The sequence below is a fragment of the Posidoniimonas corsicana genome (assembly GCF_007859765.1).
Classification (GTDB): domain Bacteria; phylum Planctomycetota; class Planctomycetia; order Pirellulales; family Lacipirellulaceae; genus Posidoniimonas; species Posidoniimonas corsicana.
Genome location: NZ_SIHJ01000001.1, coordinates 1069925 through 1094683 on the forward strand (window position 1 = coordinate 1069925; position 24759 = coordinate 1094683).

General features: G+C 66.1%; 18 protein-coding genes. 15 read left to right on the forward strand and 3 right to left on the reverse strand.

Annotated elements, in window-relative coordinates:
- Positions 1–281: 281 nt before the first annotated feature.
- From KOR34_RS04025 to KOR34_RS04065, 9 genes are all read left to right on the forward strand, one after another.
- Positions 282–683 (forward strand): response regulator, encoded by a 402-nt coding sequence (locus KOR34_RS04025; protein WP_146562433.1) that lies wholly within the window; start codon positions 282–284, stop codon positions 681–683.
- Between the two features lie 186 nt (positions 684–869).
- Entirely contained in the window at positions 870–2306 is a 1437-nt protein-coding gene (locus KOR34_RS04030; RefSeq protein WP_146562434.1) for a PAS domain-containing sensor histidine kinase, read from the forward strand.
- Positions 2306–2641, forward strand: coding sequence for an STAS domain-containing protein (locus tag KOR34_RS04035; RefSeq protein WP_146562436.1), 336 nt, complete (start codon positions 2306–2308; stop codon positions 2639–2641). The genes KOR34_RS04030 and KOR34_RS04035 overlap by 1 nt, the downstream gene beginning before the upstream one ends.
- Positions 2642–2691: 50 nt before the next feature.
- Entirely contained in the window at positions 2692–4368 is a 1677-nt protein-coding gene (locus KOR34_RS04040; protein ID WP_197531123.1) for a GspE/PulE family protein, read from the forward strand.
- Between the two features lie 18 nt (positions 4369–4386).
- The gene (locus KOR34_RS04045) at positions 4387–5610 is read left to right on the forward strand and encodes a type II secretion system F family protein (RefSeq protein WP_146562440.1); all 1224 of its coding nucleotides are present in this window, start codon (positions 4387–4389) and stop codon (positions 5608–5610) included.
- Between the two features lie 22 nt (positions 5611–5632).
- Positions 5633–6676, forward strand: a complete 1044-nt coding sequence (locus KOR34_RS04050) for a hypothetical protein (protein WP_146562442.1) — start codon at positions 5633–5635, stop codon at positions 6674–6676.
- The gene (locus KOR34_RS04055; RefSeq protein ID WP_146562444.1) at positions 6673–7299 is read left to right on the forward strand and encodes a PilN domain-containing protein; all 627 of its coding nucleotides are present in this window, start codon (positions 6673–6675) and stop codon (positions 7297–7299) included. Before KOR34_RS04050 ends, KOR34_RS04055 begins: the two co-directional genes overlap by 4 nt.
- Positions 7299–7916 carry a hypothetical protein gene (locus KOR34_RS04060; RefSeq protein WP_146562446.1) on the forward strand — a complete coding sequence of 206 codons (618 nt, stop codon included), beginning with the start codon at positions 7299–7301 and terminating at the stop codon, positions 7914–7916. The genes KOR34_RS04055 and KOR34_RS04060 overlap by 1 nt, the downstream gene beginning before the upstream one ends.
- Positions 7909–8436 carry a hypothetical protein gene (locus tag KOR34_RS04065; protein WP_146562448.1) on the forward strand — a complete coding sequence of 176 codons (528 nt, stop codon included), beginning with the start codon at positions 7909–7911 and terminating at the stop codon, positions 8434–8436. The genes KOR34_RS04060 and KOR34_RS04065 overlap by 8 nt, the downstream gene beginning before the upstream one ends.
- Here the strand turns inward: KOR34_RS04065 and KOR34_RS04070 are convergent.
- Positions 8433–9275 (reverse strand): class I SAM-dependent methyltransferase, encoded by an 843-nt coding sequence (locus KOR34_RS04070; protein ID WP_146562450.1) that lies wholly within the window; start codon positions 9273–9275, stop codon positions 8433–8435. The genes KOR34_RS04065 and KOR34_RS04070 overlap by 4 nt on opposite strands.
- A gap of 996 nt (positions 9276–10271) precedes the next feature.
- Between KOR34_RS04070 and KOR34_RS04075 the strand changes: the two genes are divergently transcribed.
- Positions 10272–10658 (forward strand): hypothetical protein, encoded by a 387-nt coding sequence (locus KOR34_RS04075; protein ID WP_146562452.1) that lies wholly within the window; start codon positions 10272–10274, stop codon positions 10656–10658.
- 78 nt (positions 10659–10736) lie between these two features.
- Positions 10737–11834 (forward strand): DUF1559 domain-containing protein, encoded by a 1098-nt coding sequence (locus KOR34_RS04080; protein WP_146565805.1) that lies wholly within the window; start codon positions 10737–10739, stop codon positions 11832–11834.
- A gap of 225 nt (positions 11835–12059) precedes the next feature.
- On the opposite strand, the gene KOR34_RS04085 is transcribed toward KOR34_RS04080, so the two are convergent.
- Positions 12060–13271, reverse strand: coding sequence for an AraC family transcriptional regulator (locus tag KOR34_RS04085; RefSeq protein ID WP_146562455.1), 1212 nt, complete (start codon positions 13269–13271; stop codon positions 12060–12062).
- A 516-nt stretch (positions 13272–13787) separates the two neighbouring features.
- On the opposite strand from KOR34_RS04085, the gene KOR34_RS04090 reads away from it, so the two are divergent.
- The 4 genes from KOR34_RS04090 (at position 13788) to KOR34_RS04105 (ending at position 20698) form a co-directional block, all read left to right on the forward strand.
- The gene (locus KOR34_RS04090) at positions 13788–15293 is read left to right on the forward strand and encodes a LamG domain-containing protein (RefSeq protein WP_197531124.1); all 1506 of its coding nucleotides are present in this window, start codon (positions 13788–13790) and stop codon (positions 15291–15293) included.
- 62 nt (positions 15294–15355) lie between these two features.
- The gene (locus KOR34_RS04095) at positions 15356–16927 is read left to right on the forward strand and encodes a LamG domain-containing protein (protein WP_146562459.1); all 1572 of its coding nucleotides are present in this window, start codon (positions 15356–15358) and stop codon (positions 16925–16927) included.
- A 250-nt stretch (positions 16928–17177) separates the two neighbouring features.
- Positions 17178–19688 (forward strand): alpha-L-arabinofuranosidase C-terminal domain-containing protein, encoded by a 2511-nt coding sequence (locus KOR34_RS04100; protein WP_146562461.1) that lies wholly within the window; start codon positions 17178–17180, stop codon positions 19686–19688.
- Positions 19685–20698: an arabinan endo-1,5-alpha-L-arabinosidase gene (locus tag KOR34_RS04105; RefSeq protein ID WP_146562464.1), complete on the forward strand. Its 1014-nt coding sequence runs from the start codon at positions 19685–19687 to the stop codon at positions 20696–20698. Before KOR34_RS04100 ends, KOR34_RS04105 begins: the two co-directional genes overlap by 4 nt.
- A gap of 35 nt (positions 20699–20733) precedes the next feature.
- Here the strand turns inward: KOR34_RS04105 and KOR34_RS04110 are convergent, their stop codons facing one another.
- Entirely contained in the window at positions 20734–24672 is a 3939-nt protein-coding gene (locus tag KOR34_RS04110; RefSeq protein ID WP_146562466.1) for a right-handed parallel beta-helix repeat-containing protein, read from the reverse strand.
- Between the last annotated feature and the right edge of the window lie 87 nt (positions 24673–24759).

Genomic DNA, 24759 nt, shown 5'->3' on the forward strand with positions numbered 1-24759 from the left:
CGTCGGTCGGTTCCGAGTGCATAGACATGGTGCGTCTCGACGATGACGGTGCGGGTATAAGGGAACTGTCAGTTGAGCCGTTTCGCGTGATCGCACGGTCGGGAGCGGAGCATCCTGACCTTTGGGGTTCGGAGGTATATAGCTTGCTCCAGCCGGACCTCGGCTCGGAATCCCGCTAAGTCGTCCACTGGACCCGATCGTGTAGTACCCTGCTGGTAGATACTTATCCCTCCTCACGTGGAGCCAGAGCCTCACCCCGGCCCGCGACCGCACGACCGCCAATGAGCAATCCCACGTTCACTCCCCGTGCTCTGATCGCCGAAGACGACCCCGCCCTGGCGGATGTGCTGAGGATGGCGTTCACCCGCCAAGGGTTTGAGGTGCGGGTCTGTCGCAACGGTCGCGACGCGTTGGAGACGGCTCAGCGTGAGCACTGGGACGTGGTCTGCAGCGACTACCAGATGCCCCACGTCAACGGCGAACAGCTGCTGTCCGGCATTCGGACCTCCGGCCCATCGCGGGACGCCGTGTGCATCCTCTGCTCGGCGAAGTCCTACGAGCTGGACTGCAACCGGATGAGCGACGAGCTGAATCTCCACGCCGTGTTCTACAAGCCGTTCAGCCTCGCCGAGATCTCCGAGTCGGCCCGACAAGGCCTGGAGGCCCGTGCAGCTGCGGTTTAGCGAGGCAGGCCCCTTGGACTCTGCCCGATCCGCCCGCACATCCGTCGTAGACAGAACGACTACGGCGGGCCCGCCGCCGTTTGAGGCCAGCGGCGTAGCGCGGCGTCGCTTACCTGCAGCGTGAGCTACGATTCTTCGGCAATTCATGCCGAAATCGCCGCCCTTCAAACACGATCTGCACCCCCGATGCTCACCCTCCGCCCCAGACAGATGACCGGCGTGACGAAGGCAATCGGTCTGCACCTGGCCGCCGTAGCGGTGGCGGTGGGCGCAGGAATAGCGTTGTCGGCGATGGCCGCCCAGGCTTCCGGCGTGACGCTGTTCATCGTGGCGGCCATGGCGCTGGGCCCCCTGTTCGCCGCCAGCTACTGGGGCCTCCGGCGGCTGCTGCGTCCCACTGAGGTTGTTGAACGACTGCTCGGTGGCATTACCGATGGGGTGGTCGCGCCCCATGAGATGCCGCAGCTGGGGGTTGCATCCCCCGCCGCTGCCGGATGGAACGTGCTCACCCGCCAGGCTCGCAAGTGGTTCGCCCTGTCCGAGCTCGAGGCGAGCGTGCAACGTGGGTTGGTCGAGGGCGGCTCCGAGGGCGGGCTCGAGGTGCTCGACTGCCTCACGGACGGCGTCGCCACGACGGACGAGTCGGGGCGGATCCTGCACTGCAATCAGTCATTCATTGCGATCTGCGGGCTGCTAGACGCGGCCGGCGCCAAGCAGACGCCCCTGCTTGACGTGGCGCCCCTTACCGACGAGGCACGCCACAGACTGAACACGAGCCCAGACGGATTGAGGCTGTCGTTCGAGTTCGCCGCCAGCGTCGGGGAGCAGCACCGGACCCTCCGCGTGACACGCACGCCCATGAGCGACGCCGACCAAGCGCTCGCCGGGCACGCCTGGACGCTGCGCGACGTGACCCAGCAGCGGCTGGCGGAGGACATGCGTGACCGGTTCCTCACGACCGCCACCCACGAGCTGCGTACGCCGCTCGCCAACATCCGCGCCTACGCCGAGTCGCTCGCCACCGTCGAGGACATCGACCCCGAGTCGCAGAAGCGGTTCTACAACATCATCCAGTCCGAGGCGGTGCGGCTGTCGCAGCTCGTCGACGACCTGCTGGACGTGAGCCGGATGCAGGCCGGCGCCCTGGCGATCGACCGCCGCGAGATGGACCTGGCCAGGCTGGTGGACGAGGTCACGCAGAAGGTCGACGCCAGCATGCAAGAGCACTGCATCGACTTCCGCTGCGAGCTGCCGCCAAAGTACCCAAAGGTCTACGCCGACAAGAGCAAGCTTGCCGCGGCGGTCGTCAACCTGCTGGGCAACGCCGCCAAGTACACGCCGGATGGCGGACGCGTAACCTTCCGAGTCGAGGCGTCGGACAACACGCTGGAGTTCTCGGTGGCGGACACCGGTATCGGGATCGGTCCAGATGAACTCGCTCACGTGTTCGACCGCTTCTTCCGCAGCGACGACGACCGCGTCCGTGAGATCCCGGGGAGTGGGCTGGGGCTGTCGCTCACCCAGGAGATCGCACGACTCCACGGCGGCGAACTGACCGTCGACAGCGAACTCAATGTGGGCTCCATCTTCCGCCTCACGATCCCGCTCGAGGAGGCCGGCTGATGCCGACGCTGCATCAACAGGGCTGCGTCGATGTGCTGACCCTCGACGACCGCTTCACCGCCGACAACGTCGACGAGGCCCGCGGTGCGCTGATGCCGTCGTTCGACAGTGGACTCCCACAGGTCGTCCTCGACCTGCGGAAGGTCAAGTTCGTCGACAGCGCCGGCTTGGAGCTCATCTGCGAAATGCACGCCGAGTGCCGCAGGCGGGGTGGCGAGCTCCGCCTCGCCGCGCCCGGAAGACTGGTGCGGGACGTGCTGTCGATAACGGGACTCGCATCACAGCTGGCCATCGCGGACGATGCGCTGGCAGCCGCCGGGGAGTTCACACAATGACCCCCATAGCCACTCCACCGCCGCCCGCAACACCACGCAGCGCTCGCAAGATGCGTCTTGGCGAGCAGCTGCTCTCCAGCGGCAAGATCACCCAAGCGGAACTCGAGGCCGCACTCAGCGAGCAGCACGGCGGCCAGCGACTCGGCGAGACGCTCGTCAAGCTCGGCTTTGTCGAAGAGGCGGACTTGCTCCCATTCCTCGCCGAACAGTTCGGCGTGCCGCACGCGCAGCTTCGGGAGGGGATCGTCGACCCGGCAGCGGCGCGTCTCATCACCCGCCCGCTAGCCGAGCAGATCAAGTGCCTCGGCCTGTTCCGCGTGAACGGCGAGCTGACGGTCGCGATGTCGAACCCACGCGACCTCGTAGACATCGACAAGATCGAGCAGCACACCGGGCTCCGGGTCCGTCCTGTTCTCGGACTCGAGGCGGCGATCACCGACTTCCTCGGCCGCGTTTACGGCGAAGGGTTCCAGGTCGAAACCGTCACGGCCGACATGGAGGAGGGCGCGGTCTCGCTGAACGACGAGGCGATCGAGCTCGATCTCGAGGGGCTCTCGAGCGCCGTCGACGAGAGCCCCGTCATCAACCTGGTCAACTACATCCTGCTGCAGGCAGTCCGCCAGCGGGCGAGCGACATCCACATCGAGCCGGGCGCGCGCACCACCGCTGTTCGGTACCGGATCGACGGCATGCTGCGGGAGGTCCTCCGCCCCCGCCGTGAATTCCACCCGGCGTTGGTCTCGCGTCTAAAAGTGATGGCCAAAATGGACATCGCCGAGCACCGCCTGCCGCAGGACGGCCGCATCCACGTCGTGGTCGACCGCCGCGAGGTCGACGTCCGGGCATCGACGCTGCCAACAGTGCTCGGTGAAAAGGTGGTGCTGCGTATCCTGGACCGTGGCGGCGTCACATTCCGCCTTGATGAACTGGGCATCCCGGACCACCAGCTCGGCTCGCTGAAGTCGATGCTCGACCGGCCCCACGGCCTGATCCTCGCGACCGGGCCAACCGGCAGCGGCAAGACCACCACCCTGTACTCCGCCATCGAGCTGATCAAATCGGTTGAGCGGAACATCGTGACCGTCGAGGACCCGGTGGAGTACCGCCTGGACCTGATCAACCAGGTCCACGTCAACACCGCGGCATCGTTGACGTTCGCCCGGGCCTTGCGGTCGATCCTTCGGCAAGACCCGGACGTCATCATGATTGGTGAGATCCGGGACCTGGAAACGGCCGAAACCGCGGTCCAGGCCGCTCTGACCGGGCACCTCGTGCTCAGCACACTCCACACCAACGATGCGGCCAGCGCCGTCACGCGCCTGGTCGATATGGGAGTGGCGCCGTTCAAGGTCGCCGCGTCGCTCTTAGGGGTCGTCGCACAGCGGCTGCTGAGGAAGGTCTGCCCCAACTGCCGCGGCTCGTACTACCCCCCTCCCATCACGCTGGACGCGATCAACTACGCGGGCGACCGCTCCCGTCAGTTCTCCCGCGGCGCGGGCTGCGACCGGTGTTACGACACCGGCTGCCAGGGGCGCGTCGGCGTTTACGAGATGCTGCCGATTACGCGGCCGCTGCGCGAGCTGATCTCCAGCGGGGCGTCGCTCGACGCGCTGCGGGATTTCTCCAAGGAATCCGGTTTCGCCACACTGCTGGATCAGGGGCTTGTCGCTGCCGAGGAAGGGATCGTTTCGCTAGAGGAAGTCGTCCGCGTCATCGCGGGAGACTAGCCACACCCACGGTTCTCCATGTACCCGTCTGCCACCACTGACCTCGACGCAACCGCCTCCCTGGGAGAGATGAGCGCTGCTGCGCCGGTGGCCGGGGTCGGGCTCGGTCCCCCGTCGCGGTTGATTGGCGGCGGGGCCCCTCTCGCAGCTGCGACCAGCAACGCCGCCTCTGCTCGCGTGACGAAGGCGGGCGGCGCCAAGGGGTCGATGAGCAAGCGCGAGCAGGTGATGTTCGTTACACAGCTCGCGATCATGACCCGCTCTGGCGTCGACGTCGCCGACGCCATCCGGAGCATCGCTTCGCGCGCAACCCGACCGGGCTTGCGGTCAACCATGGAGAGCCTTCACGAACTGTTGCAGGAGGGCAAATGCCTGTCGCAGGCGATGTCCGCTCTGCCGGGACAGTTCGACGGCGTCGTGATCGCTTCGGTTACGGCGGGCGAGGCATCGGGCCGGTTGTCCGACGTGCTCGGACGCCTGGGCGACCTGATGCGAGATGAGCTCCGCACCAAGAGCGCAATCCGCTCGCTGGTCAGCTACCCGCTTGTGTTGTCGATGGTGACCTTCGGCGTGTTGACCGCGATGGTGTTCTTCGTCCTGCCCCAGTTCGCTGGCATCTATGAGTCGTCACGCGCGCCCACGCCCGTGGTGACCAAGCTGCTTCTCGACGGGTCCATGATCCTGCGAGACTACTGGTGGCTCGCGGCGTCGGTCGCTGCGGTCGCAGGCGTCACGGCCTGGCGTATGCTGGCTTCGGCGTCCGGGCGGCGGATGCTCGACCGGATCTACTTCAACATGCCGCTGCTCTCGACCGTGTGCCGGTCGATCAGCATTGGCCGTTCTTTCCGGCTGCAGGGCGTGCTGCTGGAGAGCGGCATCCCGCTCCTCGAGGTGCTCGAGCTGACGAAAACGGTGTCGCGGAGCACTCTGATGCGCGAGCTCAACGAGGAGATGCAGCAGGCCGTGCTGGTGGGAAAGAACATGTCGTCGGCGCTGCTTGACTCCGAGTGCGTCCCCGACGGCGCCGTTGAGATGGTCGCCACCGCCGAAGCCAACGGCCAGTTGTCCGGCGTTCTGCAAACTGTTGGCGAGTTCTTCGAGAGCGAAGGGGAGCAGCAGCTCAAGGAACTCGTCAAGATCGCGGAACCGGTGATCATTGTGCTGCTCGGCGTGGTCGTCGGCGGGATCGTGCTGGCGGTGATGCTGCCGATGCTCGATCTTTCTGCGACCGGGGGACGCTAGGCCGCGACGCCGAAAACCAACCATGAAGCTCACTTTCCGCTCGACCGAACCTCCGCTCCCGACGGCGACCACCGCCGCCTGCGGCGCCGGCATGGACTTTGGCTCTCAGTCGGCGAAAGTAGTGCTGGCCACCGCCTCCACGTCTCCCCGGATCGTCGCCGCCTGCCGCTTGGTCTACCCCGCTGAGATCGTCGGCGACCCAATCAAGCAGGCCGCGTTTGTTGCGGAGTGGGTCGACCAGTGGTCAGCCGCTACCGTCCGGAAGGCGCATTGCGCGCTGCCGTTGTCGCTGACCGACTACGAGGCGACCGACCTAGCGCCGTCGCAGACCGACCCCGAGCAGGCCGCGGCTGAAAAGCTCGGCCAGGTGCTCGGCGGTGGCGCGGCGCAGGTTACCGCAGACCACTGGGTGACCTCCTGCCCCGACCGGCCTCAGCGGCTGCACGTCCTGTGGGCCAGCCGCGACCTGGCGGCCGGTGTAACCCGCGAGATGGTCAGGCGCCGGCTCCCCTGCCGGTCGCTGTCGGCCTCGCCGGCGACGCTCGGAATAGTGGCCACCGCGTCCGGCGAGGGCGCCCGGCTGATCGTCGACCTTGGCGTTAACTCGGCCGCGTTCGCATTCGTTGAGTCTGGAGTCGTCACCTACGCACGGCCGCGGGTTGCGATCCGCACCAGCGAGGCGTTGGCGACGCTCACCGCACTGCTGGGCGTATCCCCCTGGGCAGCGGAGACAATGGTCGCCGAGTGGGGCTGCATCCCGGGCGGCGGCCCCATCGCCGACTCGGTACAAAAGAGCTTCGCCCCTTGGCTGCGGAGCCTCCGCTTCGAGCTGCAGAGGACCCTGGGATACCTCGACGGCGTCGGATCGAGCGCCCACCCAACCGAGGTGCTGCTGTGCGGCGGCGGGGCAGAGCTCCGCGGCGCGGACCGGTGGCTTAGCGAACAACTTGGACTCACCGTGAAGACCTGCCCGCCCCCTGCCGCGGCGGAGTGGCACGCGGCCGAACCGTACTCACCCGTGTTCGCCACGGCAGCCGCCCTGGCCGTGTCCGGAGGGTCCGCATGACGCCTTCGAAGGTGAACCTGGTGCCCGTGGCGCTGGTCCGCAGGTGCGAACACGTTAGCCAACTCCGCAAATGGGCCCCCGTGTGGCTTGGTGTCGCCGCTCTCCTGACGGCGGCGCAGCTTCTCCTGCTGTCCCGGATCGAGGACGCCCACACAACTCTTTCCGATCTGCGTCAGCGCGTGCGTCCGCTGCACGCGTTGGTCGAGCGGACAGCGACGCTGGAGGGCAAGTCGGCCACGCTCACGCGGTCGATCAACCGACGCCTGTTGCTCGAACAGTCCGACGTGCCGCTAGCGATGCTGCACACGGTCGCCTTCGCCTGCCAGCCGCACGGAGTCCGGCTCGAATCTTTCCGCTTGGAGGACGCCTCTTCGTCGGCTCAGCCCGACCAACCCGGCAGCCGATCCGCGCCGGGCAAGCACATCGTCCTCAAGGGGTCGGCCGAGTCGGACGTGACCGTGTCGAAGTTCATCAGCGAGCTGCGCGGGCGCGGCCTGTTTTCCAGCGTGCTGTTGGAGTCAACCCAGGACAACGCCGGAGCCGCCGCCCTCGCGCGCACCTTCCAGCTGCGCTGCGAGTGGAATGTGTCCGCCCCCACAACCCCAACCGCAGGCGGCCGATAGTGATCAACTCCGCCCCCACCCACAAGCTCGACCGCGTCAGGCGCCGCATCCGCCGGCAATGGTCCGCCATCGGAATCGCGACCGCGGCGGCCCTGGGCGCCGCGTGGTACCTGCTGTGCCTCCACCCGGCGGCGGACAAGCTGGATGCCCTGCGTGCTGAGATCGATGACTCCTACCGAATCCTAGCAACCGAAACGGACCTGGTTGATCAGTTGCAGCAAGCGGCCACCGGCAACAAGCAGGTCAAGCAGCACCTGGAAAAGTTGGTCGAACGCAGCGCCACGCCACCCGACGAAATCGCGTTCCTGGGGTGGATGAGTCACCAAGCGGTGGGCTGGTCGCTGTCGCTTACCGACTTCCGGCCCGGCGGCCCGGTCGAGTACGGCGACTTCCAGGGTCGATCGCTTCAAATCGCCGGACGCGGCGGCTTCGAGGGGATCTGCCGCATGCTGCACGCGCTCCGCGAGCGCCCGCAGATGAGCCGGGTCTCGGCGTTCACACTCACTCCGGTCGACGACGCTCGCACCCGCTTCGACTTTGCGATCAAGCTAGAACTCCTGCAGGGCGTTGACCGTCGCGCCGCGGAGAACAACGGAGCCAACCCCAACAATGCCTAGCCGCCAGCCCGAGTCAGCAGCGAAGCAACGCATCAAGCGCGCGGTAGCAGGGCTGCTCGCAGCCGTGTTCGCAGGCGTGGTTCTGTTCCCATCGTCGCCGCAGGGCGGCGAGAACGCAGCCGCCCATCAGACCAGCGTCGCGCTCAGGTCGCCGGCCCCCCCTGACGGACCGTCGACTACCTCCCCCAGCAACCCGCTGGAGCTGTTGCCCCGCGTCGACCTCGACTCGCTGATCGGGTCGAACCCATTCAGCATCGCCAGCCTGGCCGCGGCGGCCGACCCGCTGCGTGAGCGGGCCGCCAAGCTCGCGATGTTCGCCCCCGGCGCCGACGCCGGCGAGCCAGCAGACAAGTCGCCCGACCTCCAGGAGGTGGCGGTTCAGGCGATCGTCCACCACCCGGCGCATCCGGCCGTTCTAATCGACGGCCGCGTCGTCGGGCTGAACGACACCATCATGGACGGCTGGCGGATTGTCGAGGTCCGTCCGGCGAGCGTCATGGTGGAACGCATCACCGACTAGTCCGCACTCGGCTTCCGAGCCACGAAGCAGCCGTACTGCATGGCGCCGGTGCGGTAAGCGTCCAGGATCGCCTGGAACCGATCGAGGAAGATCAGCTGCCCCCGGTCCACCAGCCGCGCGGCGCGGTGCATTGCGTAGCGGTTGATCCGTTCGATGCAGATCTCCCAAGTGCGGTCGACTCGGCGGGTCCAGTCGTCGTGGCTCACCATCTCAAGCCCGGCGTCGGTCATCCACTGCTGGTAGTCGTCGCTGGTCCCCAGCGATGGGCAGAACATCCCTTCGCACACCTCGTAGACCAGCTTGCGTTGCTCTTCGGTTAGGTCGGGACCGGCCAGCCAGGCGCAGATGGCCATCGTGCCGCCCGGCCGCACCCAGCCGGCGGCCCGCCGGAAGAACGCGGGCTTGTCGAACAAGTGCTCGGTGCACTCCACGCTCCAGACCAGGTCGACCGACCCCGCCGGAAAATCGACCGACTCGGCGTCGGCGCACAGGAACCGCGTCTTGCCGGACAGCCCTTCTCGCCACGCGGCCATCGTGGCCCACCGTTTCTGGAACGAGCTGATCGTGACGCCGGTTGCGTCGCACCCGCGCAGTTTGGCTAGCCGCCGCGATGAGCCGCCCATCCCGCAGCCCACGTCGATCAACGACGCCCCCTCCGCCACGCCGGCGGCGTCCGCCAAGGCGTCGGTCAACTGGTCCTGCGCCAACGCGGGCGACTCGTCGCCTGTGACCCAGTAGCCGTGGTGGATGTGCCGCCCCCACAGCAGCCGGTAGAACAGCGTCGACACGTTGTAGTGCCGACGGATCACCTGCTTCTTCACGCCAGGACAGTCAATCATCCTTGCGGCCTCCCCTCGTTGCAGCCCCCCTGGGCGGCTGGCGGGTTTTGTCCTTTTTGGCGTCCCAGTGACCGCCGGTTTGACCCTACAAATGCAGGGGGTTGAGGAGTTTTGTCCATAAACGGCGAACTCGATCCATAGGGACAAAAGTCGGCGCCCGCACGGTCGATCCGATCGGTTTTACGCTGGTATAGCAGCCTATTCCACGTCGCGGGCCGCTCTGGCTAAAGACTTTTGCCCCTCGGTTCACCGCACTAGGGACACAAGTCGGCGCTCGCCATCGACCGGCAATCCAACAGGGTAGTTGGGTCACCCACCACCGCTGACAGATCGGCCAACCTCGTCCATTGGAACCGATTAGATGGCCGTTTTCAGCAACGAACTCGGCCAGAATAGAGCTTTCCAGGGCCCGATATTACCCACCAAATTCGGACAGGATCGGGGATGCAACCAACCGCCCCGCTGCTGCGTAGGACGCTTAAGGGGCCGATAACGTGGTCGCTGCATGGTGTTTCCCGACTTTTTCCTCGTTTCCGATCAAATCGCCGGCGAAACGTTTTGACTTTTTCTAAAAGAATTTTAGAATACACACACTAGGCCCCGGCCTGCTTTTCGTAGCACAGCTCCTTTGCAGCCCCAGAGACAGCAGCCACAGCGCTGCTCCTGAAGCACCGGACTGTGTTCATTGGTTGTTCCCTATCCAGCTAGCGTGCGGTAGACGCCCCTGAGGCGATCACACGCTGGGTCAGCTCGGCTGAGCGATTCGGACCAGCTCGGGTTTCAAACAATGGATCGCCGGTTGCGGTGCTCAACGGCCCGCGCCGTCCGGCTGCGGAGTTCTCCGTAACAAACTAATCAACCCCGTGTCGCGGCGAACGTGTCGGCCCCAGCCATCGGTCGAATTACTCGCCGGTCGCCGCAGCGTTCGTCCCTATCCCTACTAGTTCGGAGCAAGCAAGAGTGAGCAAGGTTTCAAACGGGGTGGCCAGCCGAGCGTTGACCCTGCTGCTTACGGCAGCTGTCGGCTTAGCCGTCGGCTGCGGCGGTGGCGGTGGCAAGACCGCCAAAGTCGCAGGGCAGGTGACCATCGGAGGCAAGCCGCTTCCTGCCGACGCCCAGGGGACCGTCAGTTTCGCGAAGGCGGACGACATCGAGGCGACCCCGGCGGTTGCGCCGATTCAGAACGGCCGCTACGAAGCCGCCAACGCCCCGACAGGCACTGTGCAAGTGGTGTTCGACATCTACACCGAAGGCCCACCTAAAGTGAGTCAACGGACCGGCGAGGAGTACCGCGAACGAACAAGCCTGGTCCCGGCGCAGCAAGCTGCGGGACAGCAGGTGACCATCGATGGCGACAATGAGAGTCTCGACTTCAATCTCTAAGTATTCCTATGCGACCCAACGCTCCCTTGCCACCTGGACGGGGGCACACTTTTCCCTAGGACGATACGAGTTAATCCCATGAGAACCACTATGAAACGAGGCGGCGGTTTTACGCTCGTCGAGTTGCTGGTCGTGATCGCGATCATCGGCGTGTTGATCGCCCTGCTGCTCCCCGCCGTGCAGGCCGCTCGCGAAGCGGCCCGCCGCTCGCAGTGCGTCAACAACCTCCGCCAGCTCGGCATCGCGATGATGAACTACGAGGGCACCTACAAGGGGCTCCCGCCGATCGCCGTTAGCTGGGGCCCGGCTGAATACGCCGCCCGCGGCGGCGGGCCGGGCAACTGGTACGACGACCACGGGTGGTACATCCCCGTGATGCCCTACCTCGAGGAGCAGGCCGTAGCCGACTTAGCCCACCCCGACCTCTCCTTTAGCGACGCCGCGAACGAGGCCGCACGCAAGGCCAAGGTGCCGATGATGGCTTGTCCATCGGACATCGGCCTGCAAGAGAACGAGTGGACGATCCCCACCTGGGCCCGCGTCCGCTCCAACTATGTGGTTAACGGCGGGAATACTGTCTACGGCCAGTACACCATCGGCAGTGCAGCCGCTACGTTCCCAGCCTATATTCCTTCGGGCGGCGCACCGTTCATCCCCAGCAAACCGGGTAAGCTGTCAAAGATCATCGACGGCACGTCGAAGACTCTGATGATGTCCGAGTTGCTTGTGCTCCCAACCACCGCGGGCTGGGGAGGGCCCTATTCAGACGCCCAGACCGCGCTCGGTGGTCAACAGTTTAACGGCATCAATACCCCCAACTTTCCTGGCAGCCTCAGCATAACGCACGGGTACGACGCGGTCGCCCGGGTAAACGAGTGGTGGGGCAACGTGCAGTCCGGCTGGCGAGACCAGGGCATCCCCCTGCCACCTAACACGAACGCTCCCAAGCAGGCCACCGCTCTTGCGAGTGCCCGCGGCGGCGCCAATGACCTACCCAAATTCCAAGATCCCTCCAACACGATCCACACCCACATTTCCGCACGCAGCAAGCACGTGGGCGGGGTCAACGCTTCGCGGTGCGATGGTTCGGTGGATTTCTATACCGACGGAATCGACCGCTACCTCTGGAACTCGCTCACCTCGGCAGCCGGCGAGGAAGTGGTAGCTGATAATTAGCGTACGCGAGTCCTAGGGAAACTCGTAAGCCCGCCCGTTTGGCCTCGCGCCGAGCGGGCGGGTCTTTTTGTGCGCGAATGCTGACGCTCGACGTCGGTCAGGCGCCACGGGGAGGGCACGCCAAGACACCCCGCTCTGGGGCAACCGACGTCCTTGGGCCCTGGTCTAGAGGCGTGGAGAGGCGCCCGCCGCTTCGAATCAATAGCGACGACTCATGCCGGCAGATTAGTGCATCGGGCTGCCGCCGCGTTTGGCGCCAGCGATGCTCAGGGATCGCACGCCCAAGCGGTACTTGGAGGGCGTGGTGCCGAGTTCTCGGCGGAACACCTGGATCATGTAGCTGGCCGAGCTGTAGCCCGCCGCTTCGGCGATGTTGGGGATCGGGTGATCGGTCTCTTCCAGCAGCCGGCGGGCGTGCTCCAGCCGCACCCTCTGGATCTCAGCGGCGATCGAACGGCCCAGCGTGTCGCGGAACATGGCGTCCAGTTCGCGCCGAGTCACGCGGGCGTGATCGGCCACGTCGTCGGCGGAGAGCGCCTTGCCGCGGGTCTGATTGATGTACGCTTGGGCGGACGTGACCTGCTGGTTGCCGACCACCTGCAGCTCGGTCGACTGGCGGGTCTCGACTCGCAGGGCATTGACCATGATCGTCTTGGCGCCGCGGGCCTCGCCCCGCATCAGCTTGTCCAGGTACTCGGCCGCGCGGTAGCCGCCTTCAACGCCGTTGAGCACGACGCTCGACAGGCCCGGGCTGCAGAGCTCACAGAGCAGGGCGTCGTTGTCGACGCCGATCACGGCCACTTCTTCCGGCACGCGGAGCCCGGCCCGCCGGCAGGCGTCCAGCACGTGCAGCCCGCACTCGTCGTTGCAGGCCATCACGCCCACTGGCTTGGGCAGGTTGGCGACCCAGTCGGTCAGGGCCGGCATCTCCCGCTCCCAGACAGGCGTCTGGGTGTGCTCCTGAGGCCGGTAGACGTGGGTATCGAAGCCGTGCGAGTGGATGGTCTCGCAGAACTCCCGCTGACGCCGGTCGCTCCAGACGGCGCCGGCAGAGCCTACAAACGCGTAGGTGGGGTACTTCCGCTCCAAGAGGTGCAACGCCGCCATGCGGGCAGCCGCCTCCGAATCGACCCGCAGGTCGGAGAAGGCCGACAGCGGGTTCTCTGGCTGCAGCTGCTCCTCGCTCATGTCTAGCGCTATCGTTGGCAGGTTGGCTGCCAACAGCTTGCCCTCAATCTCGGTGCTGGCCAGTCGCGCGAAGACGCCGTCGCCGGTCCAGTACTCCTCCTGCGGAAACACCTGCTTAAAGTCGCCCGGTGTCACGTGGAAACTCCAGGGCCCGTGCAGGCGGGCGAAGCGCGCGATGCCGAGCGCAACGTCGCGGCCGTAACCACGGGCGGTTTCAATCAGCAGTGCGACTTGAGGAGCGGTGAGCATGGGGACCAGTGGACAGCCAGCGGGGACAACAGCAGGAACGTAGCAGGGGGATCGGACCCAGACCTAGCGCGTGAACCGACCACCTAGAGAGCGGCTTGAACAGGGAACTGAAAGTGGATCCCCTGATTGATTATGCGCCGGCGGTTGGCCGTGGCGCTCGTGTGAATTGAAATAAAAATTAAGAAAGTCGCTTGACCGGATTGTAACCCTTAGATAATCTCGATTACGTTGCTTTTCTAAATTTTGTTTCCACTTTTTCTACGAATCTGCTCGCGAATTACCCAGACGTAACGCCCTTCCTGATTAGGATCGGTAGTTACTCTTCTCTGGTTTGTTCCGAGTTGCGAATGGGGCAGAAACGGGCGGCTGTTCTTGCCGCCCACAGGTTGGTGAGTTGTACTCTTGCGCTGGCGGCGCTGCAGGCATGGGCGTCGACTTAAAGGCATGCCGCCGACGGCAAGAGGGGCATCGTCTGCTTTGGTTGGAACACCGCGTATCTCGATAGGAACTGTTTGTATGTCTCGTCTCACGCACCGCACCTGGAATCCAGCGGCTCCTGCATTGGCAGCTGTGGTTGTCGCAGGGATGTGTCTGTCGCCCGCGCACGGCGTCATCACCCATCAGTACCTCTTCAACTCGGGCAACGGCACCGAAGTTCTGGACTCGGTAGGGTCCGCCCACGGGTCCACCCACGACGGCGTCGCCGGGATGTCGCCCTTTGTCAACACGGCTCAGAGCCGACTGACGCTCAACGGGACTTCGTCTCACGCCCAACTGCCCGCCGCCCAGATCGCAATCAACACCTATAGCGCTCTCACGCTCGAGATGTGGATGGCCCAGACGGGGAACGTGAACCAATTCACGTTCGCCGCCGGCTTCGGCCGCACGAGCGACGGCTCGAACGGCGAGTCCGCCAACCTCGGCTACGACTACCTGATGATGCAGCCGACTCGCGGACCAGCCGACCAGGGCAGCCGCGGCGCCATCTCGCTGGGAACGTTCGACGGCGAGGTGGGCGTCACTGACGGCAACCGTGACCTCAACGACGGCGGCCTGCACCACGTGGTGATGACCGTTACTGACACCGAGTTGGGCTACTACGTTGACGGCGTGCAGATTGGCACCGCTCCGTTGAGCACCGAGTCCGGCCCGTCGCTAAGCACGGTCAGCAACGACCTGGCCTACCTTGGCCGCGCCCTGTACCCGGACCCGTACATGCAAGGCTCGATCTACGAGTTCAGCATCTGGGACGAGGCGCTGAGCGAGCTTGATGTCGCCACCCGCTTCTCGGCCGGCTGCGTCGACACCTGTGGTGAACGGTATCTGGAAATTGACCGTGTGACGGGTGAGGCGACGTTGGTGAACACGCTCGCCAACGAGCGGTTCTACACCTACACCCTTGAGTCCGCGGCCGGCGCGTTGAACCCGGTCGGCTGGAATTCGATCGCCGACACCGGCGACTCGGACAGCGGCGGCTCCATCGACCCCAACGATGTATGGCTAGAAACCTCCAGCCTGCCGACCAACCTGTCGGAGAACGAGCCCATCGATGGCGGCGGCGACGACGGCGCTCTGATGGGTTCCGGATTCTCGCTTGGAAATATCTGGAGCAAGTCCCGCTTTGAGGACCTGACGATGCAGGTCACGATCCTGGAGGCCGACCTGGTCACGGAGCGGATCGAGCCGATCGCCGTGCGCTTCGTCGGCAACAACGACCAGCCGTTCAGCCGCAGCGACCTGGACGTCGACGGCGACATCGACGCCGACGACTACGCCGCGCTGCTGTCGAATCACCTGACCGCGATCCCGGGGACCACCGCGTTCGAGACCGCCCCCTTCGGCGACCTCGACGGCGACCTGGACAACGACTTCAACGACTTCCGCCTGTTCAAGAACGACTTCATCGCCGCCAACGGCGCCGAGGCGTTCGCGGCCCTGGGCGCCACGCCGGCCCCCGAGCCGACGGCGGCCCTGCTGGCCCTGCTGGCCCTGACGCCGGCAGCCGTTCGTCGTCGTAGTTAGTTCGCCCCGGCGATTGAACAAACTCATCCGCATCTTTGCGACACCCTAATACTGGCATCAGCATGAATACTTCGATTTACAGCAAGTGGCGTCGGCGTGGCTGCGTGGCGTTGGCCGCGGCGGCCGCGGCCATCAGCGGCGGCCAGGCGGCCCAAGCGGTCACCATCGCCCACTGGGACTTCGAATCGGACCTCATCGCGGGCTCCGCGGTAAACGGACAGGTGGTCTCACCGGCTGTCACCCAGGGCGTTTTCAACGCCGCGGTCCCCGATATCTCAGGGAACGGCAATCACCTCTCCCGCTTCTCGGTGGCCGACGCCGGCTTTGCGGTGATGCAGTACAGCAACGTCGTGCTGCCTGGCAGCAAGACGGGGTCTACCCTCAGCGTGGTCGGCGCCCCTGGCGACTGCTGTGAGGTCCTCTCTTCGGACGGCGACCTTGAGGTCGGCGGCAACAAGGTGGCCGACTCTTTGACGGCCTGGACGATCGAGGCGTCGGTCAACTTCACCGACTCCGCGGGCTGGCAGACGATCGTTGGCAAGGACGGCTTCGGACAGGCCACCAACGGCGACGGCAACCAGGCCACGCTCTACTTCCAAAAGAAGGGCGACGGCTCCGAAGGGTTCCGCATCAACTACGTCGACGTGCTCGGCAACGTCCACCTGGCGGACAGCACCACCACCGCGGTCGCGGGTGAGTGGTACAACCTGGCCGCCACCAACGACGGCAGCACCCTCCGCTTCTACGTCAACGGCGTGGAAGAGTCCGCGACTGACCTGACGCTAACCTCAACCGACACGCGGCTAGCCGCTCTCGACGAGTCGGGAATCGCCGGCGACGACGCCACCGGCGACGCGCCGTACGTGTGGTCGATCGCCCGCGGCATGTACAACGACAACCACGGCGACCGCGTGAACGGCTACATCGACGACGTCCGCATCAGCGACGTGGCCCTTACGCCCGAACAGTTCTTGAACGACGAGGTCGCGGGGCTCACCCTCGTCGTGAACCACACTACGGGCGGCGTGTTCATCAGGAACGACAAGGGCGTCGCGACTTCGCTGGACTACTACCAGATCAACAGCGAAGGCGGCTCGCTGATGACCGCCGATTTCAATGGCTCGACCGGCTGGGATTCCCTCAGCGACCAGGACGCCGACGCCATCGGCCCCGGGCTGGGCGAGAGCTGGGAAGAGGTCTCCGGCGCAATCTCGTCCAATCTGCTTTCCGAGCAGTTCCTGCAGGGCAACACCTCGCTCAACAACGGCTTCAACGTCGCCCTCGGCGCCCCGTACACCGGGGGCAACAACGGCGACCTTGAGTTCCTCTACTCGGAGGCCGGTTCGAACGCGCTGAAGCTCGGCAAGGTGGTCTACACTGACACCGATCCGATGAACCCCGAAGGCCTGCCGGGCGACTACAACAATGACGGGTCCGTCGACGCCGCCGACTACACGGTCTGGCGTGACGGCAACTCGCCGGACAGCTCGCAGGCGGGGTACCAGCTGTGGCGTGACAACTACGGCACCTCCCTGGCTGGAGCCGAAGCCGCCAGCGCGGCGCCTGAGCCCGCTACGGCGATGCTGCTGTGCGTCGTCGGCGGATCGATGCTCGTCGGTCGCCGCCGCAAGTAGCCGCCCTGGCGTGCTACGATCCTCGCTGCAATTCTCCAACTGCCGCCGCCTGCTAGGCGGCGGCAGTTTTTTTGTTCGTGTTCCGCGGGACCACCATTCGTGGACGGAAGAATCCGATATTTCTTCCGCCGGCGGCGTGTCTTAGGCGCCGGCTCGTGGTTGAATCCACTGTCGGCGGGGCGTCCCCCTTGCTGACTTGCTCATCTGTGCCGGCTAGCCTGAGTCGGCCCGCTGCGGATCGCAGAAAACAATGAAGTCTCCCGCAAGATTGCTCCTGGCCGCCGCCCTGATCTGCTGGGTTTCTCCCCATGCAGCCGAATCGCAGGAGGAGCAGGTTACGATTCGTGTCGGTGTCGACAAGCCGGGCCACGAGATTGGCCCCCGACTCATCGGCGCCTTCTTTGAGGACATCAACCTCAGCGGCGACGGCGGCCTGAATGCGGAGCTGATCAAGAACGGCTCGCTGGAGATCCCCAAGACGCTGCTGGGATGGAGCACCGTGGGCGAGGGCGTTAACGCCGCGCAGGCGACCGAGGCGCCGCTGTCGGCCGCCAACCCGACCTTCCTGCGGCTCACGATCGAGCGTCGCCGACCGGACGGCGGCGTCGCGAATGAGGGGTTCCGCGGCATGGGTCTCCGTGAGGGAGAAGCGTACCGGTTCTCGTTCCAGGGGCGCGCCGAGGCGGGCCGCAGTGCCGAGCTGCTGGTGAAGCTGATGGACGAGTCGGGCGAGGCGATCGCCGAGGGCTCCATTAAAGTGGAAGGCTCCGCCTGGCGCGAGCACGAGGCGGAGCTCACCCCCTCAAAGACCGCTAAACGGGGCGCCCTGCAGATCTGGCTCAAGTCGGGTCGCCTGGTGGACCTCGACTCGATCTCGCTCTGCACCACCGACACCTGGCAGGGCCGGCGCCACGGCCTGCGCCGCGACCTGGTGCAGCTGCTGGCGGACTTGAAGCCGGCCTTCTTCCGGTTCCCGGGCGGATGCATCGTTGAGGGGAGCCAGCTCAAGTACCGCTACCAGTGGAAGACCACCATCGGCCCCCGCGACGAGCGGCGGCTGATCGTGAACCGCTGGAACACCGAGTTCGCGCACCGGCCCACGCCGGACTACTACCAGTCGTTCGCGGTCGGGTTCTACGAGTACTTCCTGCTGTCCGAAGAGATTGGCGCCGAGCCGCTGCCGATCATCAACTGCGGCATGGCCTGCCAGTTCAACACGGGCGAGCTGGTCCCGCTGGACGAGCTCGGCCCGTACATCCAGGACGCGCTGGACCTGATCGAGTTCGCCAACGGCCCGGCCGACAGCGAGTGGGGCGCCAAGCGGGCCGCGATGGGCCACCCCGAGCCGTTCGGCATGAAGCTGCTCGGCGTGGGCAACGAGCAGTGGGGTCCCGAGTACTTTGAGCGGTACGAGCGGTTCGCCAAGGTGCTGGCGGAGCGCCACCCGGAGATCGAGCTGATCTCGACCTCCGGCCCGTTCCCGTCCGGCGAGCGGTTCGACTACGCGTGGCCGCTGCTCCGCAAGATGGACGTGCCGATCGTCGACGAGCACTGCTACGCCATGCCCGACTGGTTCCTCCGCGAGGCCCACCGCTACGACGACTACGACCGCGAAGGGCCGGAGGTGTTTATGGGCGAGTACGCGGCGCAGTCCGTGCAGATTGTGTCGCCCCGCAACCGCAACACGCTCCGCTGCGCCCTGGCCGAGGCCGCGTTCTTGACCGGCGTCGATCGCAACTCCGACATCGTGACTATGAGCGCCTACGCGCCGCTGCTGGCGCACGAGGACGGCTGGCAGTGGCGGCCCAACCTGATGTGGTACGACAACCTCACCAGCTACGGCACGCCCAGCTACTACGTGCAGCAGCTGTTCAGTCAGCACAAGGGCGACCGTGCGCTGCCCGTGGAGGTCAACGACGCGCGCCCGCCGGCGCCCATCGCCGGGCGGTTCGGCCTCGGCTCCCACAACACGGCTGTCGAGTACCGCAGCATTGCGGTGACCAAGGACGGAGAAACGATCTGGGCGGCCGACAAGCAGCTCGACGCAGAAGACTTCATCGTTCACGACGGCGAGTGGGACGTGCAGCCGGGGCTGCTCGCCCAGCCCCGCCGCAGCGGCTCGGCGCGGGTGGTGTTCGGCAGCGCCGACTGGGCCGACGCCACCCTCACGTGCCAGGCCCGCAAGACCGGCGGCCGCGAGGGCTTTTCCGTCTTCTTCCGCTACGGCCCGGGCGGCTCGCGGATCGAATGGAACATCGGCGGTTGGGAGAACACGCGACACGGGCTGATCGGCCAGCAGGCGACGCACTCCACCACGCCCAACCAGCTGGTCAGCGCCGAGGGCACAGTAGAGCCCGACCGCTGGTACGACATCCGCATCGAGACTTCCGGCGAGCGGGTACGCTGCTTCTTGGATGACGAGCTCGTCCACGACATCGAGATCCCTGTGCCGGCGATCGACAGTGTGTTCGCCAGCGCCGCGCTGGACACGGACCAGTCGCAGGCCATCGTCAAGGTGGTCAATCCGACCGACGACGCCACATCCGTACGGCTCACGCTCGACGGCCTGCCCAAAGCGGAGGTCGCCTGCAAATTGGTACAGCTCACTGGCAATCCAGAAGACGAGAACTCCATCGAGGCGCCCAAGCGGGTGAGCCCCGCCGAGTCGAGCGTCAACCTCGCCGCGGGCGACTTCGTTCACGAGTTCCCGCCGCACTCGTTCAGCATCCTCCGCATCCCCGTCGAGGCAACCGCCCCGTGAGAATCGCCGCCGTCGTTGTGCTGACCGTTGTCGCCGCCGCGAGACTCGAAGCCGAGCCGCCGCTGCTGACCGGCGACGTCATGACGCACGACCCGTCGTCGATCGTCAAGCAAGGCGACCAGCACTACCTATTCCACACCGGCCGGGGGATTGGGCTCAAGTCCTCCCGCGACCTCGTCGAGTGGACACAACAACGCGGGGTGTTCGACCGCGACGCCACGCCCGACTGGATCGAGAAACACGTCCCAGGCTTCCGGGGGCACTACTGGGCGCCCGACGTGGTGTTCGCCGACGGCAGGTACCGGGTGTACTACTCCGCGTCGCGATTCGGGCAGCAGGCATCGGCGATTGGGCTGGCAACCAACGAGACGCTCGACGCCCAATCCCCCAACTACGCCTGGCGGGACGACGGGGCGGTCGTGACGTCGACCCCCGACGCGCCGTACAACGCCATCGATCCCTCGGTGCTGATCGATGACCAGGGCCGTCACTGGATGACATTCGGCTCGTTCTGGAAGGGGATCTACCTCTTCGAGCTCGATGCGAAGACGGGGCTCCCCGCCGATCCCAACGCGGCGCCAACGCGAGTGGCGTCCGCCACGGAGATCGAGGCGCCCACCCTCATCCAGCGCGATGGGTGGTTCTACCTGTTCGTCAATCATGGGCTGTGCTGCCGGGGCGTAGAGAGCACCTACCGAATCCTGGTGGGACGCAGCCGGACGCCAACCGGGCCCTACCTGGATCGCGACGGGCGCGACCTAGTCGATGGGGGCGGCACGCTGTTGCTCGACAGCCAGTCGCCGAGGATTGGACCAGGCCACGTCGCGCCATTTGCGTGGGCGCCCGCTCAGGGGTTCGGCTTCCACTACTACGACGCCAACCAGCGGGGCCTGTCAAAGCTCGGTCTGGCCGACTGGCAGTGGTCCGAAGACGGCTGGCCGACCGCCGCGGACGTCCGGCTTGCGGGCGAAGTCGAACGCCCCCGCCGACGGCGCCGCCAAGCCGAGTAGCGTCCCCCCGCTGGGGAAGATGGCGGCGGCACTACCTACCCGCGCCGTGAGCGGCATCCGACGCCGGCCAGGCAGACTCCGAGCAGCAGCGTTGTTGGCTCGGGAACCGACCGGGCCGAACTCGCTGCCGTTGCCCCGTAGTTGGTCCGCCACACGTTGTAGTCGGCGGCGTCTACCTGCCCGCTGCCATCGCCATCGGCGGCTAGGTCCTCGGTCGAACCGAGGCTGTCACGCCACACCGTGTAGTCGGCGGCGTCCACCAGCCCATCGCCGTTGTAATCGCCAGCAATTGATGCAGAAGTTACAGCAAGCACACCGGCGGACTCGAGCTGCGAAAGGTCCCACGCCAGCGGGGCGCCCAACTCGGGAAGCAGCACCGCGTCGAAGCCGCCCGACTTGACGCCGCCCCAGTCAAGAAGGTTGTAGCTATCGCCGGCGGCGGGCGAGTAGCCGTCCAGCAGCCGAACATCCAGGCCGCCCGCCGCTGCGATGTCGCCGCTCACGAGCAGCTGATCAAAGCTGTCGGCGGCGCCGATGTCGATCTGAAGCACGCCCGCGAACGATTGGACGAAGTTGCCGTCCACCATCAGCACGCCCGCCGAACCGCCCGGCGACACGTACCCGTTATTCAAGACGCTCCCCTCGATCTCCCCCTCGCCGTCGATGGCGCCCAACAGCCCGACCTCGACAAGCGGCGCCGACAGCGTGCCGGCCGGCGAGACCGTCAGGCGGCCAATGCCCTCGTCGGAGCCGACTTCCACCCGCTCATCGACCATCAGCCAGCCACCCGTCACGGCGAGCGAAGCGTCGTCTCCGCTGGCCACGCCCACCTGGAGGAGTCCGGCGTGCTGGCCGACCGCGTCGACCACCACGGCGCCGCTGGAAATCACGGCCGTGTCGTGCCGCGAGGGCTGCCAGTAGGACCCGGCCGTCACGCCGCCGTCGTCGGTCCGCCAGTTCAGGATGTCCGCGTAGCGGGCGTTAGCGGCGCCCTCAAACGCGATTGGCGTAGGGGCCGGGAACTCGCCCTTCTCGTTGATTAACTCGATCAGGTTGATGTAGCCGTCGTTGTCGAAGTCCAGGTTCCAGTCGCTCGCCAGATTGGGGTTGAGCCCGTGGGCGACCTCCCAGACGTCGGGCATGGCGTCGCCGTCGGTATCGTAGCCGGCGGGGTGGCTGGTCTGCGGCGCCGCCAGCAACGCGCTGAGCTCCCCCGAGTTTGGCGCGGAAGCGCCGATGGGCACGCCGGTGAAGTCCGTCAGGTTGCCGATCACGCGGGAGTCAATCGCGTCGCGGTCCCACCACCAGTTGCCCACGTGGTCGCGGACCTGGTTGTACGCGTCGGGCGCGGCCTGCGTCGCTACGGACGGCGTGTTGAAGGGGGTCGCCATCTGGGTGAGGGTCTGGTCGGTGACGGGCGTCGAAACCCGGAACATCGCCCAGCCGGTGTCGGTCCCGTCCAGCACCCCATCGGCCGGGACGCCGCCCGGCGCGTCGTCCGGGTCGATATAGTTGCCCGACTGGTACACGCGGGAGTCGACGTTCTTGTCCACGGCGAACGCGTAGTTGGGGCTGCCCTCGGTGCCGGGGCCGGCGACGATGTAGTTGCCGACGTAGTTGATGTCGGAGTACTCCTGCTCGTCGTCGCTGCTGCCGCCGGTGTAGCTGGCGCGGTCTCGGAAGTTGTAGACCACGTTGTTGCGGAAGTCGGCGGTGAGGGTCTCCCCCTCGTAGGTGCCGAACCGGGCCTGCCGGCTGGCGTTGTTGGCGTACAGGTTGTGGTGCATCGTTACGTTCGAGCTGATCTTGGGGCGGAGCAGCGACCCGTACGCGTGGTTGTTGACCAGCGCGTCGTTGATCATGGTGTACTGCACCGTGACGTTCGTGTTGTTGTTGGTGACCGACAGGATCTCGTCCTCCGACCACGAGGCTGAGAGGTGATCGAGGATCATGTTGGTCCCGAGCCCGCCGCCGGCGAAGGTGATGGAGTCCTGCCCGTCGCCCGTTCCCTTGCGGAACGACATGTAGCGGAGCACCACGTTGCGGTTCTCCTTGCCGCCGCTGTGGGTGAGCTGCACGGTGTCGCCGTAGACGGTCACCGGGCTGGGCGCGGTCTGCCCGGCGATGTAGTAGTTCGACAGGTTCTTGATGTCGATGTTGTCCGAGATCTGGATCGTGCCGCCAACGTCGAACACGACGATCTTGTTCGAGCTGTTCTGCTGGAACGCCTCGCGGAACGACCCCGGGCCGTCATCGTTCAGGTTGGTCACGTGGTAGACCGTGGCGTCCGCGAACCACCCCCCGGCGGGCGCGGCGCCGGAGAACGTCCCCCCGAAGCCCTCGGCGCCCGGGAAGGCCGGCGCCTGTGCCGTGACGGCCCCAGGCAGAAGCAGACCCGTGGCAAGCACCAGGCAGGGCAGGGCGGCGCTTCGCGACCGGGCGAGGAGGCCCGCCGCCAACGACGCCATGACCAGCACGGCCGCCGCCGGCTCGGGCGCCCCGTCCGCGTTGGCGTCCGGCGTGGGCGCCGTCGCGCCGAAGTTGCTCCGCCAGACGTTGTAGTCCTCTTGGTCCACTCCGTTCATCCCGTCCCCTGCGTTGTTGATAGCCGTTTCGTCCGCTGCACCTAGCGAGTCGCGCCATGCGGTGTAGTCCCCGGCGTCCACGACGCCGTCGTTATTGAAGTCTCCCGCTAGGGCAGGCGCGGTCTCGAACGCACCTAGATCGGGGGCCGCCCCGGCAAATGGCAGGCCGACGTCGACGCCGGCGTCGATCAGCCCGCTCCCGGGCGCTAGCCGCAGGAAGTCGCTCACCGGCAGGCTGCCGTCGGCCTGACGCGGCCCCCTGGCGATGCTGTCATCGAGCGACAAGAAGTCGCTGCTCTGCACGCTGATGCGGTTCCAGGTGTTGAACGAGCTGGTCACCCCCGACTCGAATACGTCCGAGCGGCCGCCGTCGAACGAGATGTTGTTCCGCAGAATGTGCTGGTTGAGCGTCTCGTCCGACGACTCGTCAAAGTGCCAGTTCACGCCCGAGTCGTAGACCGTCGAGTTGGAGACTTCCACCCCGTAGCCATTGCCGTTGATATCGATCCCACGGACCGCGTTGTCCCACACCACAACTCGGTTCAGCACGTGGGGTCCGCTGTCCTGCCCCAGTTTGAAGCCGTTGCCGTCGCCGTTGAAGTTGTCGGTGTTGAGGTCGTTCGACTCGAGCTGCTCCACCTCGTAGAATCGCGGCAGGATCTTGCCGTTGTCGAACGCCCACGAGTCCTCGACGAGCACGCCGCCCTGAACGCTCTGCCACATGTCCCACCCGTCGTCCGAGTTGCCCCACGCCCGGGCGCCGCGGACCACGTTTCCGGGGCCCAGGTCAGAAAACTTGATCGCGAAGCCGTCGGCGTTCTCGCCGTTGCTGGAGGGGTCGTAGTTCTCGTATGAGTCGGCGTTGAGGATCAGGTTGTTGGACGCCGAGCCGCTGAGCTGAAGCCCGGAGTCGCCGTTCCAACGGGTGACCGTCTGCTCGAACACGCCGTGGTCGGCGCCGCTCCAGATGCCGTTGTCGCGGGCGTTCTGGATGGTGAGTCCCTTGATGTGAATCCAGTCGGCGCCCCCGTCCACCTGGATGCCGCGGCCGCTGCTCGACCCCCACGATGCGTCCATGCTGCTGAAGTCGAGCACCGGCGCCTCGCCGGGGTAGGCCCAGATTCTGACGGGGGATGACTCGGTCCCGGCATCGGATGACCGGATGCGGAGCCGCTCGTCGAGTTGGAACTCGCCGCCGCGGACGAAGAGGGTGTCACCCGGGCTGAGCTGACTGATCGCGTGCTCGAACCCTCCCCACGGGCTGCCGACCGAACCGTTGTTCGCGTCGCTACCGCTGGGCGCGATATAGTACTCGGCGGCGATCGCGTCGTGGCAGGCGCTCCCCAACGCAAGGGCGGCCAAGATGGCGATGTATCTCCACTGCGTCATTCGAATGCCCGTTCCCTAGACTCTTTGTCGTTCTCAATCGCCGTTCGTTCAGAATCCCAGGCCGGCTATTCCGCCACCCGGAGCCGC